At 54.4% G+C, this 17,079-nt stretch carries 16 protein-coding genes; 7 read left to right on the top strand and 9 right to left on the bottom strand.

Going from position 1 to position 17,079, the window contains the following annotated elements:
- Positions 1-10 precede the first annotated feature (10 nt).
- On the top strand, positions 11-1,303 hold the full coding sequence (locus QZH36_RS12365; RefSeq protein ID WP_301730333.1) for a cytosine permease: 1,293 nt from the start codon (positions 11-13) through the stop codon (positions 1,301-1,303).
- A 210-nt stretch (positions 1,304-1,513) separates the two neighbouring features.
- The gene (gene yjdN, locus QZH36_RS12360) at positions 1,514-1,954 is read left to right on the top strand and encodes a VOC family metalloprotein YjdN (RefSeq protein WP_125290238.1); all 441 of its coding nucleotides are present in this window, start codon (positions 1,514-1,516) and stop codon (positions 1,952-1,954) included.
- Here yjdN and QZH36_RS12355 read toward each other — a convergent pair.
- Positions 1,944-2,852: a LysR family transcriptional regulator gene (locus QZH36_RS12355; RefSeq protein ID WP_445235125.1), complete on the bottom strand. Its 909-nt coding sequence runs from the start codon at positions 2,850-2,852 to the stop codon at positions 1,944-1,946. The genes yjdN and QZH36_RS12355 overlap by 11 nt on opposite strands.
- A gap of 99 nt (positions 2,853-2,951) precedes the next feature.
- Between QZH36_RS12355 and QZH36_RS12350 the strand changes: the two genes are divergently transcribed.
- Positions 2,952-4,019, top strand: coding sequence for an SDR family oxidoreductase (locus QZH36_RS12350; protein WP_253456026.1), 1,068 nt, complete (start codon positions 2,952-2,954; stop codon positions 4,017-4,019).
- A gap of 27 nt (positions 4,020-4,046) precedes the next feature.
- On the opposite strand, the gene QZH36_RS12345 is transcribed toward QZH36_RS12350, so the two are convergent.
- Positions 4,047-4,577 (bottom strand): GNAT family N-acetyltransferase, encoded by a 531-nt coding sequence (locus QZH36_RS12345; protein WP_253456023.1) that lies wholly within the window; start codon positions 4,575-4,577, stop codon positions 4,047-4,049.
- 244 nt (positions 4,578-4,821) lie between these two features.
- Here QZH36_RS12345 and QZH36_RS12340 point away from each other — a divergent pair, with 244 nt between their 5' ends.
- Positions 4,822-5,601 carry an L-threonylcarbamoyladenylate synthase gene (locus QZH36_RS12340; protein WP_125290242.1) on the top strand — a complete coding sequence of 260 codons (780 nt, stop codon included), beginning with the start codon at positions 4,822-4,824 and terminating at the stop codon, positions 5,599-5,601.
- Between the two features lie 28 nt (positions 5,602-5,629).
- Here QZH36_RS12340 and QZH36_RS12335 read toward each other — a convergent pair whose 3' ends face one another.
- From QZH36_RS12335 to QZH36_RS12325, 3 genes are all read right to left on the bottom strand, one after another.
- On the bottom strand, positions 5,630-6,520 hold the full coding sequence (locus tag QZH36_RS12335) for a LysR family transcriptional regulator (RefSeq protein WP_301730330.1): 891 nt from the start codon (positions 6,518-6,520) through the stop codon (positions 5,630-5,632).
- On the bottom strand, positions 6,520-7,149 hold the full coding sequence (locus QZH36_RS12330) for a LysE family transporter (RefSeq protein ID WP_301252144.1): 630 nt from the start codon (positions 7,147-7,149) through the stop codon (positions 6,520-6,522). The genes QZH36_RS12335 and QZH36_RS12330 overlap by 1 nt, the downstream gene beginning before the upstream one ends.
- Before the next feature lie 124 nt (positions 7,150-7,273).
- A complete protein-coding gene (locus QZH36_RS12325) occupies positions 7,274-8,572 on the bottom strand; it encodes an MFS transporter (RefSeq protein ID WP_253456016.1) in 1,299 nt (432 codons plus the stop codon).
- 503 nt (positions 8,573-9,075) lie between these two features.
- Between QZH36_RS12325 and treF the strand changes: the two genes are divergently transcribed.
- A complete protein-coding gene (gene treF, locus QZH36_RS12320; RefSeq protein WP_301730375.1) occupies positions 9,076-10,719 on the top strand; it encodes an alpha,alpha-trehalase TreF in 1,644 nt (547 codons plus the stop codon).
- Positions 10,720-10,885: 166 nt separating this feature from the next.
- Here the strand turns inward: treF and QZH36_RS12315 are convergent, their stop codons facing one another.
- Entirely contained in the window at positions 10,886-11,287 is a 402-nt protein-coding gene (locus tag QZH36_RS12315; RefSeq protein ID WP_253456013.1) for a winged helix-turn-helix transcriptional regulator, read from the bottom strand.
- 112 nt (positions 11,288-11,399) lie between these two features.
- Between QZH36_RS12315 and QZH36_RS12310 the strand changes: the two genes are divergently transcribed.
- On the top strand, positions 11,400-12,257 hold the full coding sequence (locus QZH36_RS12310) for an SDR family oxidoreductase (protein WP_253456010.1): 858 nt from the start codon (positions 11,400-11,402) through the stop codon (positions 12,255-12,257).
- Between the two features lie 218 nt (positions 12,258-12,475).
- A complete protein-coding gene (locus tag QZH36_RS12305; protein ID WP_253456007.1) occupies positions 12,476-13,060 on the top strand; it encodes a YceI family protein in 585 nt (194 codons plus the stop codon).
- A 53-nt stretch (positions 13,061-13,113) separates the two neighbouring features.
- On the opposite strand, the gene QZH36_RS12300 is transcribed toward QZH36_RS12305, so the two are convergent.
- The 3 genes from QZH36_RS12300 to QZH36_RS12290 are packed head-to-tail and all read right to left on the bottom strand — an operon-like array spanning position 13,114 to position 16,910.
- Complete coding sequence (locus QZH36_RS12300) at positions 13,114-15,213, bottom strand: peptidase domain-containing ABC transporter (RefSeq protein ID WP_301730328.1); 2,100 nt, start codon at positions 15,211-15,213, stop codon at positions 13,114-13,116.
- A complete protein-coding gene (locus QZH36_RS12295) occupies positions 15,203-16,495 on the bottom strand; it encodes an HlyD family secretion protein (RefSeq protein ID WP_301730327.1) in 1,293 nt (430 codons plus the stop codon). Before QZH36_RS12295 ends, QZH36_RS12300 begins: the two co-directional genes overlap by 11 nt.
- Positions 16,496-16,553: 58 nt before the next feature.
- Complete coding sequence (locus QZH36_RS12290) at positions 16,554-16,910, bottom strand: hypothetical protein (protein ID WP_301730326.1); 357 nt, start codon at positions 16,908-16,910, stop codon at positions 16,554-16,556.
- Between the last annotated feature and the right edge of the window lie 169 nt (positions 16,911-17,079).

The raw sequence follows: 17,079 nt of genomic DNA, 5'->3' as shown, positions 1-17,079 counted from the left end.
GGAATTTTCTATGCAACACAATGATTTTCCTCTGGAACGCGTGCCACAACACAACCGCGTCTCTTTTCTGAGCGTGGCTATCGTCCATATGGGAATGCTTACCGCGTTGGATCAATTTATGTTAGGCGCGGTATTGGGCGACAGCATGAGCCTGTCGGCGGCGCTGACGGCCATTCTGGTAGGCAGCCTGTTATTTGGCCTGGTCACCTTTGGTTTTGGCTATATCGGTATGAAAGAAGGGTTGTCCGGCAGCTTGCTGGCGCGCTGGTGCGGATTTGGCCGAACGGGGTCGGCACTGATCGGCGTCGTGGTGGCGATCAGTTTATTAGGCTGGTTTGGTATACAGAATGCGATTTTTGCCAAATCGCTGAGCGCCGCGTTTTCCGATACGCTTAGCTTCCGAACAGCAGCAACGATCTCCGGCCTGTTTCTTACCGTGCTGGTGGCGTTTGGTTTCAAAGCGCTGCGCTTTACGGCACGCATCGCCGTACCGGTTTTTATTGCGCTGATCGCCTGGATTGCCTGGCAGACGCTGGCTACCGATCATGTGCAGGCAATGGCCGTTTCCCCGGCAGGTAAAGAGGTGCTGTCGGTGAACGCGGGCATCACGCTGGTGGTAGGCGGCGCCATTCTTGCCAGCCTGATGACGCCCGACCTGACGCGCTACTCGCGAAAAGGCAGCCACGTTTTCGGCGTCACGCTGGCGACCATTGTTCTGGGCGAGTTCATTATCAACGGCCTGGCGATCTTTATCGCGCGTAAGCTGAATACAGGCGACGTGATGTCTATCATCACGCTGGCTTCCGGCACGGCTGGCCTGTTTGCCGTTATTTTTTCTACGCTAAGGGTCAACGATTTGAATCTTTACTCCTCGGCGCTTGGCGTGATTAATGCCGTAGAAAGCCTTAGCGGCATAAAATTAAATTATCGACCCGTCACGCTGGCCTTGGGCGTGCTGGGCACTACGCTGTCGGTGCTGGGCATTCTGGATCACTTTGTCGATTTTCTGAATTTGCTCGGCGTTATTGTGCCGCCAGCGTTGGGCGTGATGCTGACGGAGTATTTCCTGCTGAAGAAGTACAGCCTTGCCTTACGGCGTTCCGGTCACGACGGCAGTTTGCCTGCGGAAACGACATTTACCGGCTGGCCCGCGATCCTGGCCACGCTGCTGGGCGGTTATATTGGACTGAATATGGCATGGGGCGTGTCTACCATTAATTCCTTTGTGGCGGCGTGCGCCGGCTATCTGTTGCTGGAGCTGCTGACGGAAAAAGTTATCGTCCGTCGGACAAGAAAAGCCTGAGGCCACGACGACAAAGCGCCGTGACGCGCTTTGTCGTCCCTTTCCGACTACTGTTACTGTGCTGCTTTAAGGCATTCATAAACCGCTTATCCTTTGTCTTCTTTGCATATGTTATTAACCTGTAACATGTAATAAGCGCCAGATCTCAGTCGCCTGCTACACTTTCTTCGAGCTTGTTCTTCAGCACATACCTCAAACGAAGGAGATGTTATGCAACTTTCGCCTTATTTATACTTTTCGGGAAACTGTGAAGAGGCTATCGCTTTTTATCAGCAGGCCACGGGAGCCGAACTGACGGTTAAAATGACCTGGGGTGACGTGCCTGCGGAGAAAAAACAGCAGCCGCAGAAACAGAACAGCCCAAGCGCGGAACAGCCAGCGGATGATAAAATCATGCACGCGCTGCTGCACATCGGCGACGGCGAGCTGCAAATGAGCGACAGCGCGGAAGCGGTAAGCTATAACGGTTTTGCCGTCAGCCTGTCGAGCAACGATCCTGCCGAAGGCAAACGCTGGTTCGATAATCTTTCCGCTGGCGGTAAGGTCACGCTGGAATGGGAAGAAACCTTCTGGGCGGCCGGTTTCGGTACGCTGATCGATAAGTTCGGCGTGCCGTGGCGCATCAACGTAAATAAACCCGCTACTGACTGATTTTCAGCCGATCCAGCGTGGCAAGCAGCGCGTCGATCTTCGGCAGCAGCTGCTTTCTGCGCGGCCAGACGATAAACAGCGGCAGACCTTCTACCGCCAGCTCTGGCAGGATCGGTACCAGCGCGCCGCTGGCCAACTCTTTTTCCAGCAGCCAGGTCGCCATCTGCGCCACGCCGAGTCCGGCTACTACGGCGGCGACCTGGGCTTCGCCATCCCCCAACGCCATCCGATAAGGCAGGGTTCGGGTTATCGTTCGTCCATCCGGCGAACGGATATGCCACGGACTGGTGCTGCCATCTACCCGATCGTAAACAATGGCTCGCCTTTCGGTCAGCGCCTGCAAAGAGTCGGGCACGCCGTGCTGCGCCAGATAGTCCGGCGAAGCGCAGAAGATCAGCCTTTCATTACCCAAAAAGCGGCAGCCCAGCGAGGGCGGAAAATCTGTCGAGCCGCCAATGCGTATTGCGATATCCACGCCTTCCTCAAACAGATCGACAAAGCGATCGGAGAAAGAGAGGGCAATCTGCATCTCCGGGTTCTGCTGGCAAAATTCGTTGATAAGCGGCATCACCCGCATCCGGCCAAAGGTGTTGGGCACGGCAATCCGCAGCCGTCCGACCGGAATGGCGCGCTGGGCGGCCAGTACGGATTCCGCTTCCGCCAGCTCGCTCAGCACACGCGTACAGGTTTCATAAAAGGCCTGACCGGCATCCGTCAGCGCCAGTCGTCGCGTGGTGCGTTCAAACAGCCGCGAGCCGAGCCGGGCTTCCAGCCTTGCCACGCTTTTGCTGATGGCTGAACTGGTCAGATGCAACGAATCGGCGGCGGCGGTAAAACTGCCGTGCTCCACGCTGGCGACAAAGGGGGTGATATCTTTAAGGCGATCCCGACCGATCATTATTCATGACTCATATTCTCAAATAATATGAATTTATACCTCTAATAGGATTTTAATTCTCTATTAAGCTTAATGAATTAGCAATCAGGAGGAAAATTTATGCAACAACGCGCACTTATTGTCGGCGTCAGCGGCGTTATCGGTACCGCACTGGCAGAGCAGCTGACCGGCGACGGTTGGGAAGTTTATGGCCTTTCACGCGGCCGCACGGCGGTGCCGGCGGGCTGCACGGCATTGACCGCCGACCTTACCGATGCTGAATCCGTTAAGAAAGCGCTGGCTGACCTGAAGGTTGATAAGGTCTTCTTCAGCGTCTGGTCGCGTCAGGCCAATGAAAAAGAGAATATCCGCGTAAACGGCGCGATGGTGCGTAACGTGATCGACGCGCTGGGCGACGGCCTGAAAGGCGGCCACGTGGCGCTGGTCACCGGCCTTAAACACTATCTGGGGCCGTTTGACGCCTATGGCAAAGGCGCGGTGCCAATGACGCCGTTCCGCGAAGAGCAGGGCCGCCAGCCTGTCGATAACTTCTATTACGCGCAGGAAGATGAAGTCTTTGCGGGCGCGAAGAAGTATGGCTTCACCTGGAGCGTGCACCGTCCGCATACCATTATCGGCTTTGCGCTGGGCAACGCGATGAACATGGGCCAGACGCTGGCCGTTTATGCCAGCCTCTGCAAGCAGACCGGCCAGCCGTTTATCTTCCCCGGCTCGAAAGCGCAGTGGGAAGGCGTGACCGATATGACCAGCGCAAGCGTGCTGGCGCAGCAGCTGGAATGGGCCGCGACCACGCCGTCGGCGCAGAATGAAGATTACAACGTGGTCAACGGCGACGTGTTCCGCTGGAAATGGATGTGGGGCCAGATCGCCGACTATTTTGGCGTGGAAGCCGCGCCTTACCCGGACGAGATGCAGCCGCTGGAAGGGCGGATGGATGCGGCGGCAGAGCAGTGGAAAGCCATCGCGCAGCAGTTCGACCTCAAGGAAGCGGATATCAACCGGCTGGTTTCCTGGTGGCATACTGACGCCGATCTGGGCCGCCCGATGGAGGTCTTTACCGACGTCAGCAAAAGCCGCAAGGCGGGCTTTACCGGTTATCAGCCCACGCGCGATGCGTTTTTCGCGCTGTTTGACAGGCTGAAGGCGGAAAAACTTATCCCGGCCTGATGCTACAGGCGCCGCGCGTGACGGCCATTACGCGCGGCGCGCTGCTTCAGGCTGCACATATTCCTGACGCAGCATGCCATAGAGCGCGCAGTCCCAGCGCGCTTCTCCTACCGCCACGCCCTGCCGCTGTACGCCTTCCCGCACAAAACCCAGCTTCTCGTAGGTACGTATCGCCGCCTGATTAAAGGTGTAGACGCGTAGCTCAATACGCTCGATGCCTTCCTGCTGAAAAGCCGTCGCAATCAGTTGGCGCAGCATGTGCTCCGCCAGATTTTGTCCCCGCATCGCTGGATTGACCACCACGCGACAGAGGCAGGCCAGATGGTTGTTCCAGTCAAAGCCTGTCTGCGCCACGGCAGCCAGTTCGCCCGCCTGTTTTCCGGCAAAAGTAAGCAGGCTGGCAGGCTGCTGGCTGGCGGAATCCAGCAGCGTGGCGAGAAACGACTCTTCCAGCGGCCAGGCGACGCCCGGCCCGGCCCACTGCGTAACGTCGGCCTGCGACGTAAACCAACTGCTTAAGGCAAGCCGATCTTGCTCGGCGAAAAAGGCAATCTGCATAGGGTGCTCGCTCAGGCTAAAAAAGGTGAGTGGCGAAAATCCGCGAAGGGTTCAACTTTCTTTGTTCCGCAGGTCTGGCGGCGCTATCCGGCCTCATTCTGCAACAATTGTTTCCTGGTGGAAACAATAGCCGAAAGAGGCGCCTGACTGTTGCGAAAAAAGCCGCCTGCGTTAGGATGAAGTTATCCGGGCAGGCCAAAAAGGCGCTGACCCCCACATGACTCTTATACTGGCAGGGGCAATCATGAGCAATAAAACCATTCACTGGAACGGCGGCTTGCAGCCGGAAGCGGTAAATATCCTGTCTGCCGACGGCGGCATGATCGTCTGCCCGACCAAAGTGGGCTACATCATCATGACTTCCGATGCGAAAGGCCTGGAGCGCAAGTTCGACGCCAAGCAGCGCAACCGCAATAAGCCGGGCGTGGTGCTGTGTGGCTCGCTGGAGCAGCTGAAAGAGCTGGCGCAGCTGAACCCGGAAATTGAATCGCTGTATCAGCAGCACTGGGACAAAGACGTGCTGCTGGGCTGCATCCTGCCGTGGAAAGAAGAGGCGGTGGCGCGTATCCCGGAAGACGGTTCAAAAGATCTGATGATGGATCGCCGTCAGACCAGCTGCTTCGTGATTAAATTCGGCGTGCCCGGCGAGAAACTGGCGAAAGAGCTGTGGGAAAACCACGGTAAATTCTCCTTCGCCAGTTCGGCTAACCCATCAGGCAAAGGCAACCGTGGCCTGGTCGAAGGCATCGGCGAGCGTATCGAATCCCAGGCGGATCTGATTATCGAAGCCAACGACTACGTGAAGTCTATCCAGCCTAACGAATCGGAGAAAACCCGCTACGAGCAGGGCGTGATGGTGGCGATGGTGGATGAAAACGGCAAGCTGGTGCCGGAGCAGAAGGGTGAGCGCAACATTACGCCTTGTCCGGTGCTGATCCGTAAAGGGCTGGACGTGGATAAAATCATGTCGATGCTGTCAGACACCTTTACCACCTGGGATTACCGCCACGGCAACTACTACTGATTATGCAGGGCGGAGCTTCGGTTCCGCCTTACCTCAGTGCTTTCTGCAGCGCGGCGATAAACAGCCTGACGCGCGGCGAGATCAGGCCGTTCTCTTTGGTCAGGATCCAGGATTTATAAAGATCCATTTCCCATTCCGGCAGTACCCGACAGAGTTTTCCTTCCTCCACCGCCTGTAGGGCGACGTAATCCGGCAGATAGGCTATCCCCGTTTGCGCCACCGCTGAATTAACCAGCGCGGTACTGTTATTGGCGCGAAACCGGCTGCGCACCTCGATATCCCGCTTCTGCTTCTCTTTGCGAAAGGGCAGCGAGATAGTATGGGCCGGGCCACGAAACAGGATAAAGTCGTGGCGCGTCAGATCTTCCGGCCGTTGGATAGCGCTAAAACGCTCAAGGTAGGCTGGCGCGGCGTAAAGCCCCCAGCTGATATCCATCAGCGGCAGGCAGTGCGGATGTTCCGGCCTGTCGCGGCGGATGACGATAGCCAGATCGAGATTATCGTCCACCAGATTCACCGGCCTGTCGGTAAGGTCGAGATCTACGCTGACGTGCAAATTGCCCGCCACGAACTGGTTCAGCACCGGCACGATGCACTGGCAGCCGAAGGTAACCGGCGCGACGACGCGCAGGCTGCCGGTCGGCTCCTCGTGGAAGCGGCGAATAAAAAGCTCGGCGCTTTTTACCTCGCTGAGAATGCGCGCGCAGTAGTGATACCAGGTCATGCCGACCTCGGTTACGGCGATCTTGCGCGTGGTGCGCAGCAGCAGCTTTGCGCCCAGGCGTATTTCCAGCGCGGCGATCTCTTTGCTGACCGCCGACTTGGATATCCCCAGCTGTTTTGCCGCTTCGGTATAGCTCAGCGTTTCTACCACGCGGGCAAAAATCACCATCGCGTGCAGGTTTTCGACGTCGCTCATTAGCGGGCGGAGATTGCCAGCGCGCTGCCCGCAAAGACAAACAGGCTGCCGACGGCACGATTAAGCAGGCGCAGGCGCGACGGGTTGGCAAATACGCCAGAAAGGCGGCGACCGGCGCAGGCGTAAGCGAACATCAGGCCGCAGTCCGTGACGGCCCAGGTGACGGCCAGCGTGGCGAACTGGACAGCGTGCGGCTGGCTGGCTTCCACAAAGTTAGGAAACAGCGCGGCGAAAAACAGCAGGTCTTTGGGATTGCTGATGCCGACCATATAGCCTTTACGAAACAGTTTAAGCAGGCCGGGCATCGCCTGCGGCTGGCCGCTGATAACGATGCTTTCTGCCGGCGCGCTGTTGCGCCAGGCGCTGATGCCCAGCCAGATCAGATAGGCGGCGCCGACCACTTTCAGCACGGTAAAGGCGGTAGTGGAGGCCGCCAGGATCGCGCCCAGCCCCAGCGCCGATGCGGTCATCAGCGTCATGGCCGCCATCACGCCGCCGATCACCGTCGCCAGCGCGCGGCGTCGGCCGTAGCGCAGCCCGTGCGTCATGCTGACCAACGCAGAAGGGCCGGGAACGGCGATAAGAACGGCAATAATACCGGCATAGGCAAGCCAGAGGTGGAGCGACATAACACTATTCCTTGAACAATGAGCGACAGGAACCTTTCGGGTGGCCGTAGCTTAATGGCTGCGCAGGGGGAAGTAAATTAAGCAGAAGCGGTTCGGGGCGGAGAATGCGAGCCGCCCCGTAAAACTAACGGACTTTTTTCACCAGCACGGGAATTTGGCGCAGTTTGTTAGCCAGCCATAGCCCGCCCAGCAGCATCACGGCGATAAATGCGGAGACGCCAGCCCAGCCGTAGCCGTGCCAGAACACGCCGCCCAGCGTCCCCGCCACGCTCGATCCCAGGTAATAAAAGAAAAGGTAGAGCGAAGAAGCCTGGCCTCTGGCGCGACGGGCGCGGTGACCGACCCAGCTGCTGGCGACCGAATGCGCGGCGAAAAAACCGGCGGCGAACAGCATCAGGCCTGGCAGCACCAGCAACAGCGTGGTGAACTGGGTAGCGATCAGGCCGGCCAGCATCAACAGCAGCGAAGCCATCAGCACCACGCCGCGCCCGTAGCGAGCGGTCATCACGCCCGCCTTCGGCGAGCTGTAAGTGCCGGTCAGATAGACGACGGAGAGCAGACCGACCACCGTCTGGCTGAGGGAAAAAGGCGCGGCCAGAAAGCGAAAGCTGACATAGTTAAACAGCGTCACGAAGCTGCCCATCAGAATAAAGCCGACCAGGAACAGCATCGGTAATCCCATATCCCGCCACTGGAACATAAAGTTGACCAGCAGCTGGTGCGGCCGCAGCGAAGTGGCGCGGAAGTGCTGCGAAGGGGGCAACAGGCGGAAAAACAGCCCGGCGGCCGTCAGCGCGAACAGGCCGACCACGAACAGCGAAACGTTCCAGGAAAAGTGATCGGCCAGCATGCCGGTAGAGAGCCGCCCAACCAGGCCGCCAATCGAATTACCGCTGATATAAAGGCCCATAGAGAAAGAGAGGAAAACCGGGTGCAGCTCCTCACTCAGCCAGGTCATTGCCACCGCCGCGACGCCGCTTAGCGCCAGCCCGGTCAACGCGCGCATCGCCAGCACGCCTTCCCAGCTGCTCATGGTGGCGCAGATCAGCGTAAAGCAGGCGGCCAGCAGCAGCGAAACGGACATCACCGATTTACGGCCGATGGCGTCCGACAGCGGCCCGGTCACCAGCAGCCCCAGCGCCATCATGATGGTGGTTACCGACAGCGACAGGCTGCTTTGCGCAGGCGTCAGATGAAAGCTTTGCGAAAAAACAGGTAGCACAGGCTGCACGCAGTACAGTACGGCGAAGGTGGACAGGCCGGCGCAGAACAGCGCCAGCGTGGCGTGCATAAATCTGCGCGTGCCGCGAATAATATAGGTTTTATTTATATCAGGAGAATTAACGGGAGAAACTAAACTGTCGTCTTCATCTGTAAGACTTTCCGAGTGCAACGCTGCGGATTTATTTACTACCGGTGCCAAGAGATTTCCTTAATCGTATTTGAAAGGGCTGGTTTGCTATCAGATAAACTTATCGCTGCCATCGCCATAACAGCATTTGACCCGCATTAGTATTCGGCCGTTTAAATTTAATGTAAATGAGAAATTTAAATAATTTTTCAAAGAATGAAAAAGCATCGCTTTAATTTTCGATTGAAGCTGCTTTGTACCGACTGCGGGCAAGCAGAAAGAAGCAACAGGCGGAAGCCCGAAAGATGGGGCAAGGTGGGCCTGAACCTGCTAAAGAGAGGGCGGCTGCTTTATTTCATTTTTTTCAGAAAATGTAAGAGGGGTTTCACCTCTTGCTATTCCTTTAATCAAGGATGGAAATAGCCATTATTCTTTGTTTGTTTATTTTTTGAAATATTATCTTAACTTCTGTCATATTCGCGCTTATTTGCACTATGAGACACGAGTACTATACTTAACCTTATACATAATTAACCGTACACCACATTGTCAATCATCGACATCAGGAGGTTTTTATCGCTTTTAATCATAACGACCTGACCATTGACAATAACCTGGCAGATTACGAAGCTTATTATCACGATTATGAAGCGCTGGATATGCTGGCCGAACCGCAGCCTGAACCCATTCAGGGACTGCCCGCGCCGGATATTCTGACGCCTTCCGATCGCTACCAGGAACTCTTTGAAGCCGTGCAGAGCGCAAGGATCTTTGCCGACAGCAAAACCTTTGCAGACTGCGCGCCGAAAATCGAACCGGAGATGATCCTCTACCGCTACTTTATTCAGCGCGAGCGAGAGGATTTTAACCTGCTGGCCTTTGTGCTGGAGAATTTCGACCTGCCGAAAATTAACGACAGCCGCTACGTGGCCGATCCGGCAAAAAGCATGGGCGAGCATATTGACTCGTTGTGGCCGGTACTGACGCGCAAGCCGGAAAAGCATTCTGAATTTTCTTCGCTGCTGCCGTTGCCGGAACCTTATGTCGTGCCGGGCGGCCGCTTTGGCGAAACCTACTATTGGGATTCGTACTTCAGCATGCTGGGCTTCGCGGCTGGCGGACAGACCGATCTGCTGCGCCAGATGGCGGATAACTTTGCGTGGATGATCGACACATATGGCCATATTCCAAACGGCAACCGCACCTATTATTTGAGCCGCTCGCAGCCGCCGGTGTTTGCGCTGATGGTCGAACTGTTTGAAAAAGATGGCGTTAGCCAGGCGCAGCGTTATCTTCGTCAGCTGAAGCGTGAATATGACTTCTGGATGGACGGCACGGAGTCGCTGACGTCCGGCGAAGCATGGCGTCATGTGGTGATGATGCCGGACGGATCGGTACTGAATCGCTACTGGGACGATCGCGATACGCCGCGCGACGAATCCTGGATTGAAGACGTGGAAACCGCCAGAAACTCGGCGCGTCCTTCCAGCGAGGTTTATCGCGATCTGCGGGCGGGTGCGGCTTCCGGCTGGGACTTTTCCTCCCGCTGGCTGAGCGAAGCAGGACGGCTGGAAAGCATCCAGACCACCAGCATTGTGCCGATCGATTTAAACGCGTTTCTCTACAAGCTGGAAACCACGATCGCTCGCCTGTCTGCCCGTAAAAACGATCGTGCGACCGCAGAACTGTTTCAGCAAAAAGCCGTGCGCCGCCGTGAAGCGGTCGATGCCTGGTTATGGGACGCACAGGCCGAGCTGTACCGCGACTACAACTGGCGGGAGCGCGAAAAAGGCGCTTTCTCGGCGGCTGGCGTGACGCCGCTTTACGTAGGAATGGCCAGCCTGGAGCAGGCGGCTGCCACCGCTGCGGCGGTACGCTCGCATCTGCTGGCGCCGGGTGGCGTGCTGACTACGGTAGAAGAAACCGGTGAGCAGTGGGACAAACCCAACGGCTGGGCGCCGATGCAGTGGATGGCGATCAAGGGTTTTAATAACTACGGTGAAGAGCTGTTGGCGAAAGAAATAGCCGCACGCTGGCTTCAGGTAACGGGCGCTACCTATCATCGTCACCATAAGATGGTGGAGAAATATAACGTTGCCGGCCGCGCGCCGGTATTAGCGGGCGGCGGCGAATATCCGTTGCAGGATGGATTCGGCTGGACAAACGGCGTTACGCGTCGCCTGCTGGCGATGTATCCGGATGCGGCGCCGAAGCGATAAATGGCGCGCTTAATTATTAAAGGCCTTCATTATGAAGGCCTTTTTTATTTAGGGTCGGCGAAAATAATATGCCATCACTGGGTAAGGTGAACTTTATCAACCGTTTTGCCGGGAAGGGAAAAGGAGCAAATCAGCAGCATGGCGTTGGCCGCCGCCGAATACAGATTTATTCCTCTGCTGAAAACTGGCGGCGGTTATCAATAATCTGATGCAGATTAACCTCGATCCAGTCGGCCAGGCCCGTAATGCGGTCGCGCGCTTCATGACCCAACACGGTAAGTTTGTATTCAACGTGCGGCGGGATCACTTCATAAGCGATACGCTCCACAAAGCCGTCTTCCTCCATAAAACGCAGCGTTTGCGCCAGCATTCTTTCACTGACGCCGCCTATTTTGCGCCGCAGTTCGCCAAAGCGCAGCGTGTCGTTCTCCAGCGCAATCAGCACCAGCAAACTCCAGCGGCCGGTCAGGCGTTTTAATACTTCGCGCGACGGACAGTCGCGGTTCAACAGTTCGCCGCGTTGCAGCCTGTCGCGAAGCGAAACGATTGAGGAACTATTTTTTTCCATACTAACAAACCTGTAAGTACTTACTTTTGGTTAGTGTATGGCATAGGCTGATTGAACACAACGCTTCCGGGGCTAATCCGGATGCGCTTTTATCACCGCTAAGGAGAACATTATGATTGCAGTAACCGGAGCAACCGGCCAGCTTGGCCGCCTGGTGATTGATGCTTTACTGAAAAGAACGTCTGCCGAAGAGCTGGTCGCCGTGGTGCGTTCGCCGGCGAAAGCGGCCGACCTCGCCGCGCTGGGCGTTCAGGTACGCCAGGGCGATTATAACCAACCGCAGACGCTGGCCGACGCTTTTCGCGGCGTGGATAAAGTGCTGCTGATTTCCTCCAGCGAGGTCGGCCAGCGTGAGGCGCAGCATAAAGCGGCCATCGAGGCGGCCAAAGCGGCAGGCGTTAAGCTGCTGGCCTATACCAGCCTGCTTCATGCCGACAGCTCGCCGATGGGGCTGGCCGATGAACACCGGGCAACCGAGCAGGCGCTGATTGCATCCGGCGTGCCTTACGTTATTCTTCGCAACGGCTGGTACAGCGAAAACTATGCCGCCAGCATTGCGCCAGCGCTGACGCACGGCGTGTTTATTGGTGCGGCCGACGAGGGCAAAATCGCTTCTGCTACCCGTCAGGATTATGCTGAAGCGGCGGCTGCTGTACTGACCAGCGACGCGCCTGTTGATAAAGTTTACGAGCTGGCGGGCGACGAGGCCTATACGCTGACGCAGTTCGCAGCGGAAATCGCCCAGGCCAGCGGTAAAGCCGTACGTTATCAAAATTTGCCTCAGGACGACTTTGCCGCCGCGTTAAAAGCGGCCGGTTTGCCTGACGGGCTGGCAGAGATGCTGGCGGATTCGGATGCCAATGCGGCCAAAGGCGCGCTGTATGATGACAGCCATACTTTAAGCCGTCTGATCGGCCGGGCGACCACGCCGTGGCAGGATGTGGTAAAAGCGTTTGTGGCCAAAGCTTAAAGCCGCGCTTTTCGCACGGGACGCGGCGATAGCTGTTAAGGCATTGCTGCGTCCGGATAATCTTGCAAAAGGGATCCCCGGTCGTCCCGCTCGATCGCCAGGATCCTTTGCTGTTGGCTAATCTTTTTGACAAAGCCGGTCAAATATCTTCACTATCGGGCAAACCGTTAATGCTGCACTATCCTTAAACATTCCTGGTGAAAATAAGGACAACCGGCATGACGTTAATCAAGAAAGTCGCTTTACCGTTATTAATCAGCTCCGCTCTCTGGTCACAATTTTCTGCCGCCGCGCCCGTTAATTACGCAATGGACAGCGGGCATACCTCCGTTGTTGTTTCGTGGACCCACTTCGGTTTTTCCCATCCAACGGCCGATCTGTCTGATGTTACCGGCAATATTGATTTTGATGCCGCTAAAGTCAGCGATTCTAAAGTGGACGTGACTATTCCGGTCAACAGCATTGATACGCACGTAGACAAGCTGACCGAAGAGTTTAAAGGCCCGGAATATTTCGACGTGACCAAATATCCGAATGCGACCTTTAAAAGCACAAAAGTGGTCAGCACCGGTAAAAATACCCTGGATGTACACGGCGACCTGACCATCAAGGGCATCACCAAACCTGTCGTGCTGCATGCGGTGCTGAACAAGCAGGGCATGCACCCGATGGTGAAGAAGGAAGCGGTTGGCTTTGATGCCACCACCACCTTTAAACGCTCCGACTTTAAGCTGGATAAATATGTGCCGGCCGTCAGCGACGACGTGAAGCTGACCATCACCACCGAAGCCTACGCGAAGTAATTCCGCATAGGCTGCTCTGAAGCCCGCTTTTCAGCGGGCTTTAAATCGGGCCGCTATAGCTCAATTACGCGATCGGCAGAGGCGATGGTGGAAGGGCGGTGGGCCACGATAATACGGGTGATTTTAAGCGAGGAGATGGCGTTATTAATGGCCTTTTCATTCTCGATATCAAGATGGCTGGTTGCTTCATCCATAAACAGGATGCTGGGACGCCGGTAAAGCGCTCGGGCAATAAACAGCCGCTGTTTTTGACCGCCGGAAATGCCTGCGCCTAACTCGCCAATCAGGGTTTCATAGCCCATCGGCATACTCATTATTTCGTGGTGAATATTGCTGTAAACCGCACACGCCATAATCAGCTCCCGGTTAGCATCCGGGGAAAAACCGCAGATATTGTCCGCGATAGATCCTGAAAAAAGCCGGTCATCCTGCAGCACGCAGGCAATGCTTTGCCGGAAGTTATTCAACCCGATTTTATGAATATCCAGGCCTCCGGCCAGAATTTCGCCGCTGGTGGGCATAAGGAGGCCGCTCATGACTTTAAGCAAGGTCGTTTTCCCGACGCCGGAAGGGCCGACGATAGCAACGCTTTCCCCGGGCTGAACAGCAATATTCAGATCGGTAAAAATCGGTTTTGATAACGCATCATATTGATAGCTGACTTGTTTGACGTTAAGCGCAATACCTTCTCCGGGCCTGAAAATAGCCCGTGGCGCGACGGCTTCTTCTGCCTCGGTGAAAATAAGGTCGGAAATCCTTTCATTATGAAGCGAGAGCATTCGCAGACTCAGCGCCAGATCGATCAGGCTGCCAGCGCGCTGGGAAAATTGTCCCCGGTAGGAGTTAAAAGCCATAAACATCCCCAGGGTCATATTATTATCAATCACCATGGAAGCCCCCAGCCAGAGTATGGCCACCTGATCCAGCGTGCTGACCAGGGTATTGATGCCGCCAAACATCATATTAAACCGGGTAATTTTAATGCCGGTATTGGTGGCGTCGATATTCAGATTAAGCCAGTGGCTGGAGCGAATATTATCGATACCAAGGGATTTTACGGTGGAAATACCGTAAAGCGTTTCCATAAAGTGTGAGCTGGATTTGGCGCCTTTGACAATCTGTTCTTCTGACAGCTGGCGATACAGGCGATAGGTAACCAGCCGCATCAGTGCATAACAAAGGGTAAAGCCCATCACGACCCAGACCAGCCAGCCGCCGTAAACCATCATCATCGCAAAAAGCCCGATAGTCATAATGGTATCGATAATCCCGGTAACGATGCTGTTGGTAAATGTTGTTCTGATGGCGTCCAGCGAGGAAAAACGGGACTGAATATCGCCAAGATGCCTCTTTTCGAAAAAGGATAAAGGCAGCTTCATCAGATGATCGAACAGCGTGGTCTTCCACTGCACATCCGTCAACGTGCCCAGCGCGATCGAGGTCCATGCCCGTATTACGCTGACAAAGGCTTTAAACAGGGTAAAGATAATCAGGCCGAGACAGATCACGGTTAGCAGATCGTAATCATGCGCCTGGATAACATGGTCAGTCACCAGCTGAGTTCCTACCGGCAGGAGCAGATTAATCGACTCAATGACGACTGACAGCGCGAATATTTTTAACAGCGCGCCAGGCAGACCATTGATATTTTTCATCAGATCCAGCAGGCGCAGCCGGGTTTTTACCGTCTCTTTGTGGAATTCCTTATCCGGCCACAGCTCCAGCGCCACGCCGGTAAAGTGGTTGGACATATCCTTCATACCCACCACCCGCCGCCCGAAGGCCGGATCGTGGATCACAAATGAGTTGTGGCGCACTTTCACCAGGACAACAAAATGGTTCATATCCCAGTGCAAAATGCAGGGCGTTCTCAGCTTACCGACCTCATTGATATCCAGCGAAAGCGCGCGGGTTTTCAGCTGAAGCTGCGAGGCGATGCCGGCCACAAGATTTAAGGTCGCGCCTTTGGTTGATACGCCGAACTTCTGACGAAGGTTAAATAAATCGACGTTCAGACCGTAGTAAGAAGAGACCATCGCCAGGCAAGCCAGCCCGCACTCTGAGGACTCCGACTGCAAAATTTTCGGAACTTTACGGCGCAGTGAAAAATTTATTTTGCTGTTAATTTTTTCAAAAAGTGACTTACCTGTCATTGACAACTCCACTCACGCTATTTTTTATTTTATTTATAGGCGCAATCGCCCACTGATATAACGGCTTTTTCTCAAGGAAGACGATGACCCTGGCCTGAAGGCCGCCAGATATTTGCAGTTTTTTTCCCTTATCACTGAATTCTGTATCGTTAATGGCAACCAGAACTTTGTAATAAGAGCCTTTCTCCTGGCGGGCACCGCTGCTATAGGTGCTCATCTCCTGCGGCGAGGCAGGGACAGAGGAAATCGAGATGATTTTCCCGGGGAATTGCCCAAACTTATCAGCAGGGAAAGCGTTGTAGCGGATATTAATGCCGTCCTGCACTTTTACATAGGGCAGGCTGTTATCCGGAAGCCAGAGCAATAAAAAATAGTGCACGTTATCCACCGGCTTAATCTGCGCCAGGCTGGCGCCGGTCTCTACCATTTGGCCCGGCGTTACGCTAAGCGATTCGATAATACCGTCCAGTTTTGCACTGATAATGATACTGTTATTTGCTTTATATTCGGCCAGCTGTCGCTCCAGATCGCTCAGCTGGGATTTATTTTGAATAATCTGGTTGTCAAAATCTGCGGCACGCGTAAATTTATCGCTGCGTAATTGCGAAAGCTGTATTTTTTCCTGAATACTCTGACTGTTCAGCGCCTGATAAGCGCTCTGCTGGGAAAGCGACTGCGCGCGCTGATAATTAAGCTGGTCCTGAGTAATTAACCCTTTTTTTAAATATTTTTCATAATTATTCAGGCTTTCGTTCATTTTCTTTACGCCTTCGCGGGCGCTGTTAACCATCTTCTCGGTTTCTTTATGGGCCTTTGCATAGCTGTCTACCTGCGACTGCAGGTTTTCCAGCGTAGACGCTTTATTACTTTCTAACTTAGCAATCATTGCGTGAAGATTAGCGGTCTGAATTTTAATGGATTCGACGGCGGCGCTGCTGACGTTTCCTGAAGAGGTAATACGGGCAACGTCCAGTTCATACAGCGGATCGCCTTTTTTAACGCGATCGCCAACCTTAACAAAGGTGGTGGTGATATAACCCTGCTGTGGTGAATTAATATTGATAGCATGAGGAAGGGTAATCACTTCACCATCAACATCAATACGTCTGCTGTAATCAAAGAAGATCATAGCCAGTATAACTACGATAAGAAAAAGCAGGCAAAATCCTGTAATAACAGATGCTGGTATCTTAGAAATAAGCAGCGCCTTTCCTGTCCACTTCTGGCGCTGATAATCCAACGCGTCGCTGCGGAACAGGCTTTTATTTTTATTGTTATCCATAGGAGTTTCCAGAGAGAAAAAAAGAGCCACCGGAGTGGCTCTTGATAACCATGCGGATTTAGTAAATCGTTCCGTTTATCAGGCCATTGATTGCGTTTTCTGCATATTTAGTGGTGTTATCCCAACCAAATAATGCGCCCGTGATACCGAAGCAAATTGAACCAATAATGCCAGCACCAATCATACCAACTCCCTGGCCGATGATACCCACACCCAGGATACCACCGCCATCTCCGCCGTGCTTACCACCAATTACTGCGCCAGCTGCGCCACCAACGGCAGCGCCAAGTGCTGCAGAACCAACCAGTTCGGCAGCATTACCGATAAGGCTTGCGCCAGCAGTCCAGAAGTTAGTGAAGTCCCAGCTATAGGCGCCAGAAACATCGTTCATTTCCATTACTGAAAGTTCTTTCATTTTACTACTCCTTTTTTATTTTATGGACTTATATAAATAAGCCCTTCCTGTTTTTACTTCTCGCGTAAAACCGAGGCGTAAATATTAATGCGTTTTTCCTTCGTCATTCAAGTGGCTTTAATACTGTTTTATGTGAATTTTTCCTGAAAAGTTCTATGGTCATTGTTCA

This window comes from Erwinia wuhanensis, assembly GCF_030484085.1.
GTDB lineage: Bacteria > Pseudomonadota > Gammaproteobacteria > Enterobacterales > Enterobacteriaceae > Erwinia > Erwinia aeris.
Note: the sequence above shows the minus strand (reverse complement) of the source record. Positions and strands in the feature narration are given on the sequence as shown.

What these genes read in the sequence shown, in the direction of transcription:
- QZH36_RS12345 (WP_253456023.1), bottom strand. Translation starts at nt 4,577, where the DNA reads ATGCAGATTGCCTTTTTCGCCGAGCAAGATCGGCTTGCCTTAAGCAGT.
- QZH36_RS12315 (WP_253456013.1), bottom strand. Translation starts at nt 11,287, where the DNA reads ATGGAAAAAAATAGTTCCTCAATCGTTTCGCTTCGCGACAGGCTGCAA.
- QZH36_RS12305 (WP_253456007.1), top strand. Translation starts at nt 12,476, where the DNA reads ATGACGTTAATCAAGAAAGTCGCTTTACCGTTATTAATCAGCTCCGCT.
- QZH36_RS12350 (WP_253456026.1), top strand. Translation starts at nt 2,952, where the DNA reads ATGCAACAACGCGCACTTATTGTCGGCGTCAGCGGCGTTATCGGTACC.
- QZH36_RS12365 (WP_301730333.1), top strand. Translation starts at nt 11, where the DNA reads ATGCAACACAATGATTTTCCTCTGGAACGCGTGCCACAACACAACCGC.
- QZH36_RS12290 (WP_301730326.1), bottom strand. Translation starts at nt 16,910, where the DNA reads ATGAAAGAACTTTCAGTAATGGAAATGAACGATGTTTCTGGCGCCTAT.
- QZH36_RS12310 (WP_253456010.1), top strand. Translation starts at nt 11,400, where the DNA reads ATGATTGCAGTAACCGGAGCAACCGGCCAGCTTGGCCGCCTGGTGATT.
- QZH36_RS12295 (WP_301730327.1), bottom strand. Translation starts at nt 16,495, where the DNA reads ATGGATAACAATAAAAATAAAAGCCTGTTCCGCAGCGACGCGTTGGAT.
- QZH36_RS12330 (WP_301252144.1), bottom strand. Translation starts at nt 7,149, where the DNA reads ATGTCGCTCCACCTCTGGCTTGCCTATGCCGGTATTATTGCCGTTCTT.
- QZH36_RS12355 (WP_445235125.1), bottom strand. Translation starts at nt 2,852, where the DNA reads ATGATCGGTCGGGATCGCCTTAAAGATATCACCCCCTTTGTCGCCAGC.
- QZH36_RS12340 (WP_125290242.1), top strand. Translation starts at nt 4,822, where the DNA reads ATGAGCAATAAAACCATTCACTGGAACGGCGGCTTGCAGCCGGAAGCG.
- QZH36_RS12335 (WP_301730330.1), bottom strand. Translation starts at nt 6,520, where the DNA reads ATGAGCGACGTCGAAAACCTGCACGCGATGGTGATTTTTGCCCGCGTG.
- yjdN (WP_125290238.1), top strand. Translation starts at nt 1,514, where the DNA reads ATGCAACTTTCGCCTTATTTATACTTTTCGGGAAACTGTGAAGAGGCT.
- QZH36_RS12300 (WP_301730328.1), bottom strand. Translation starts at nt 15,213, where the DNA reads ATGACAGGTAAGTCACTTTTTGAAAAAATTAACAGCAAAATAAATTTT.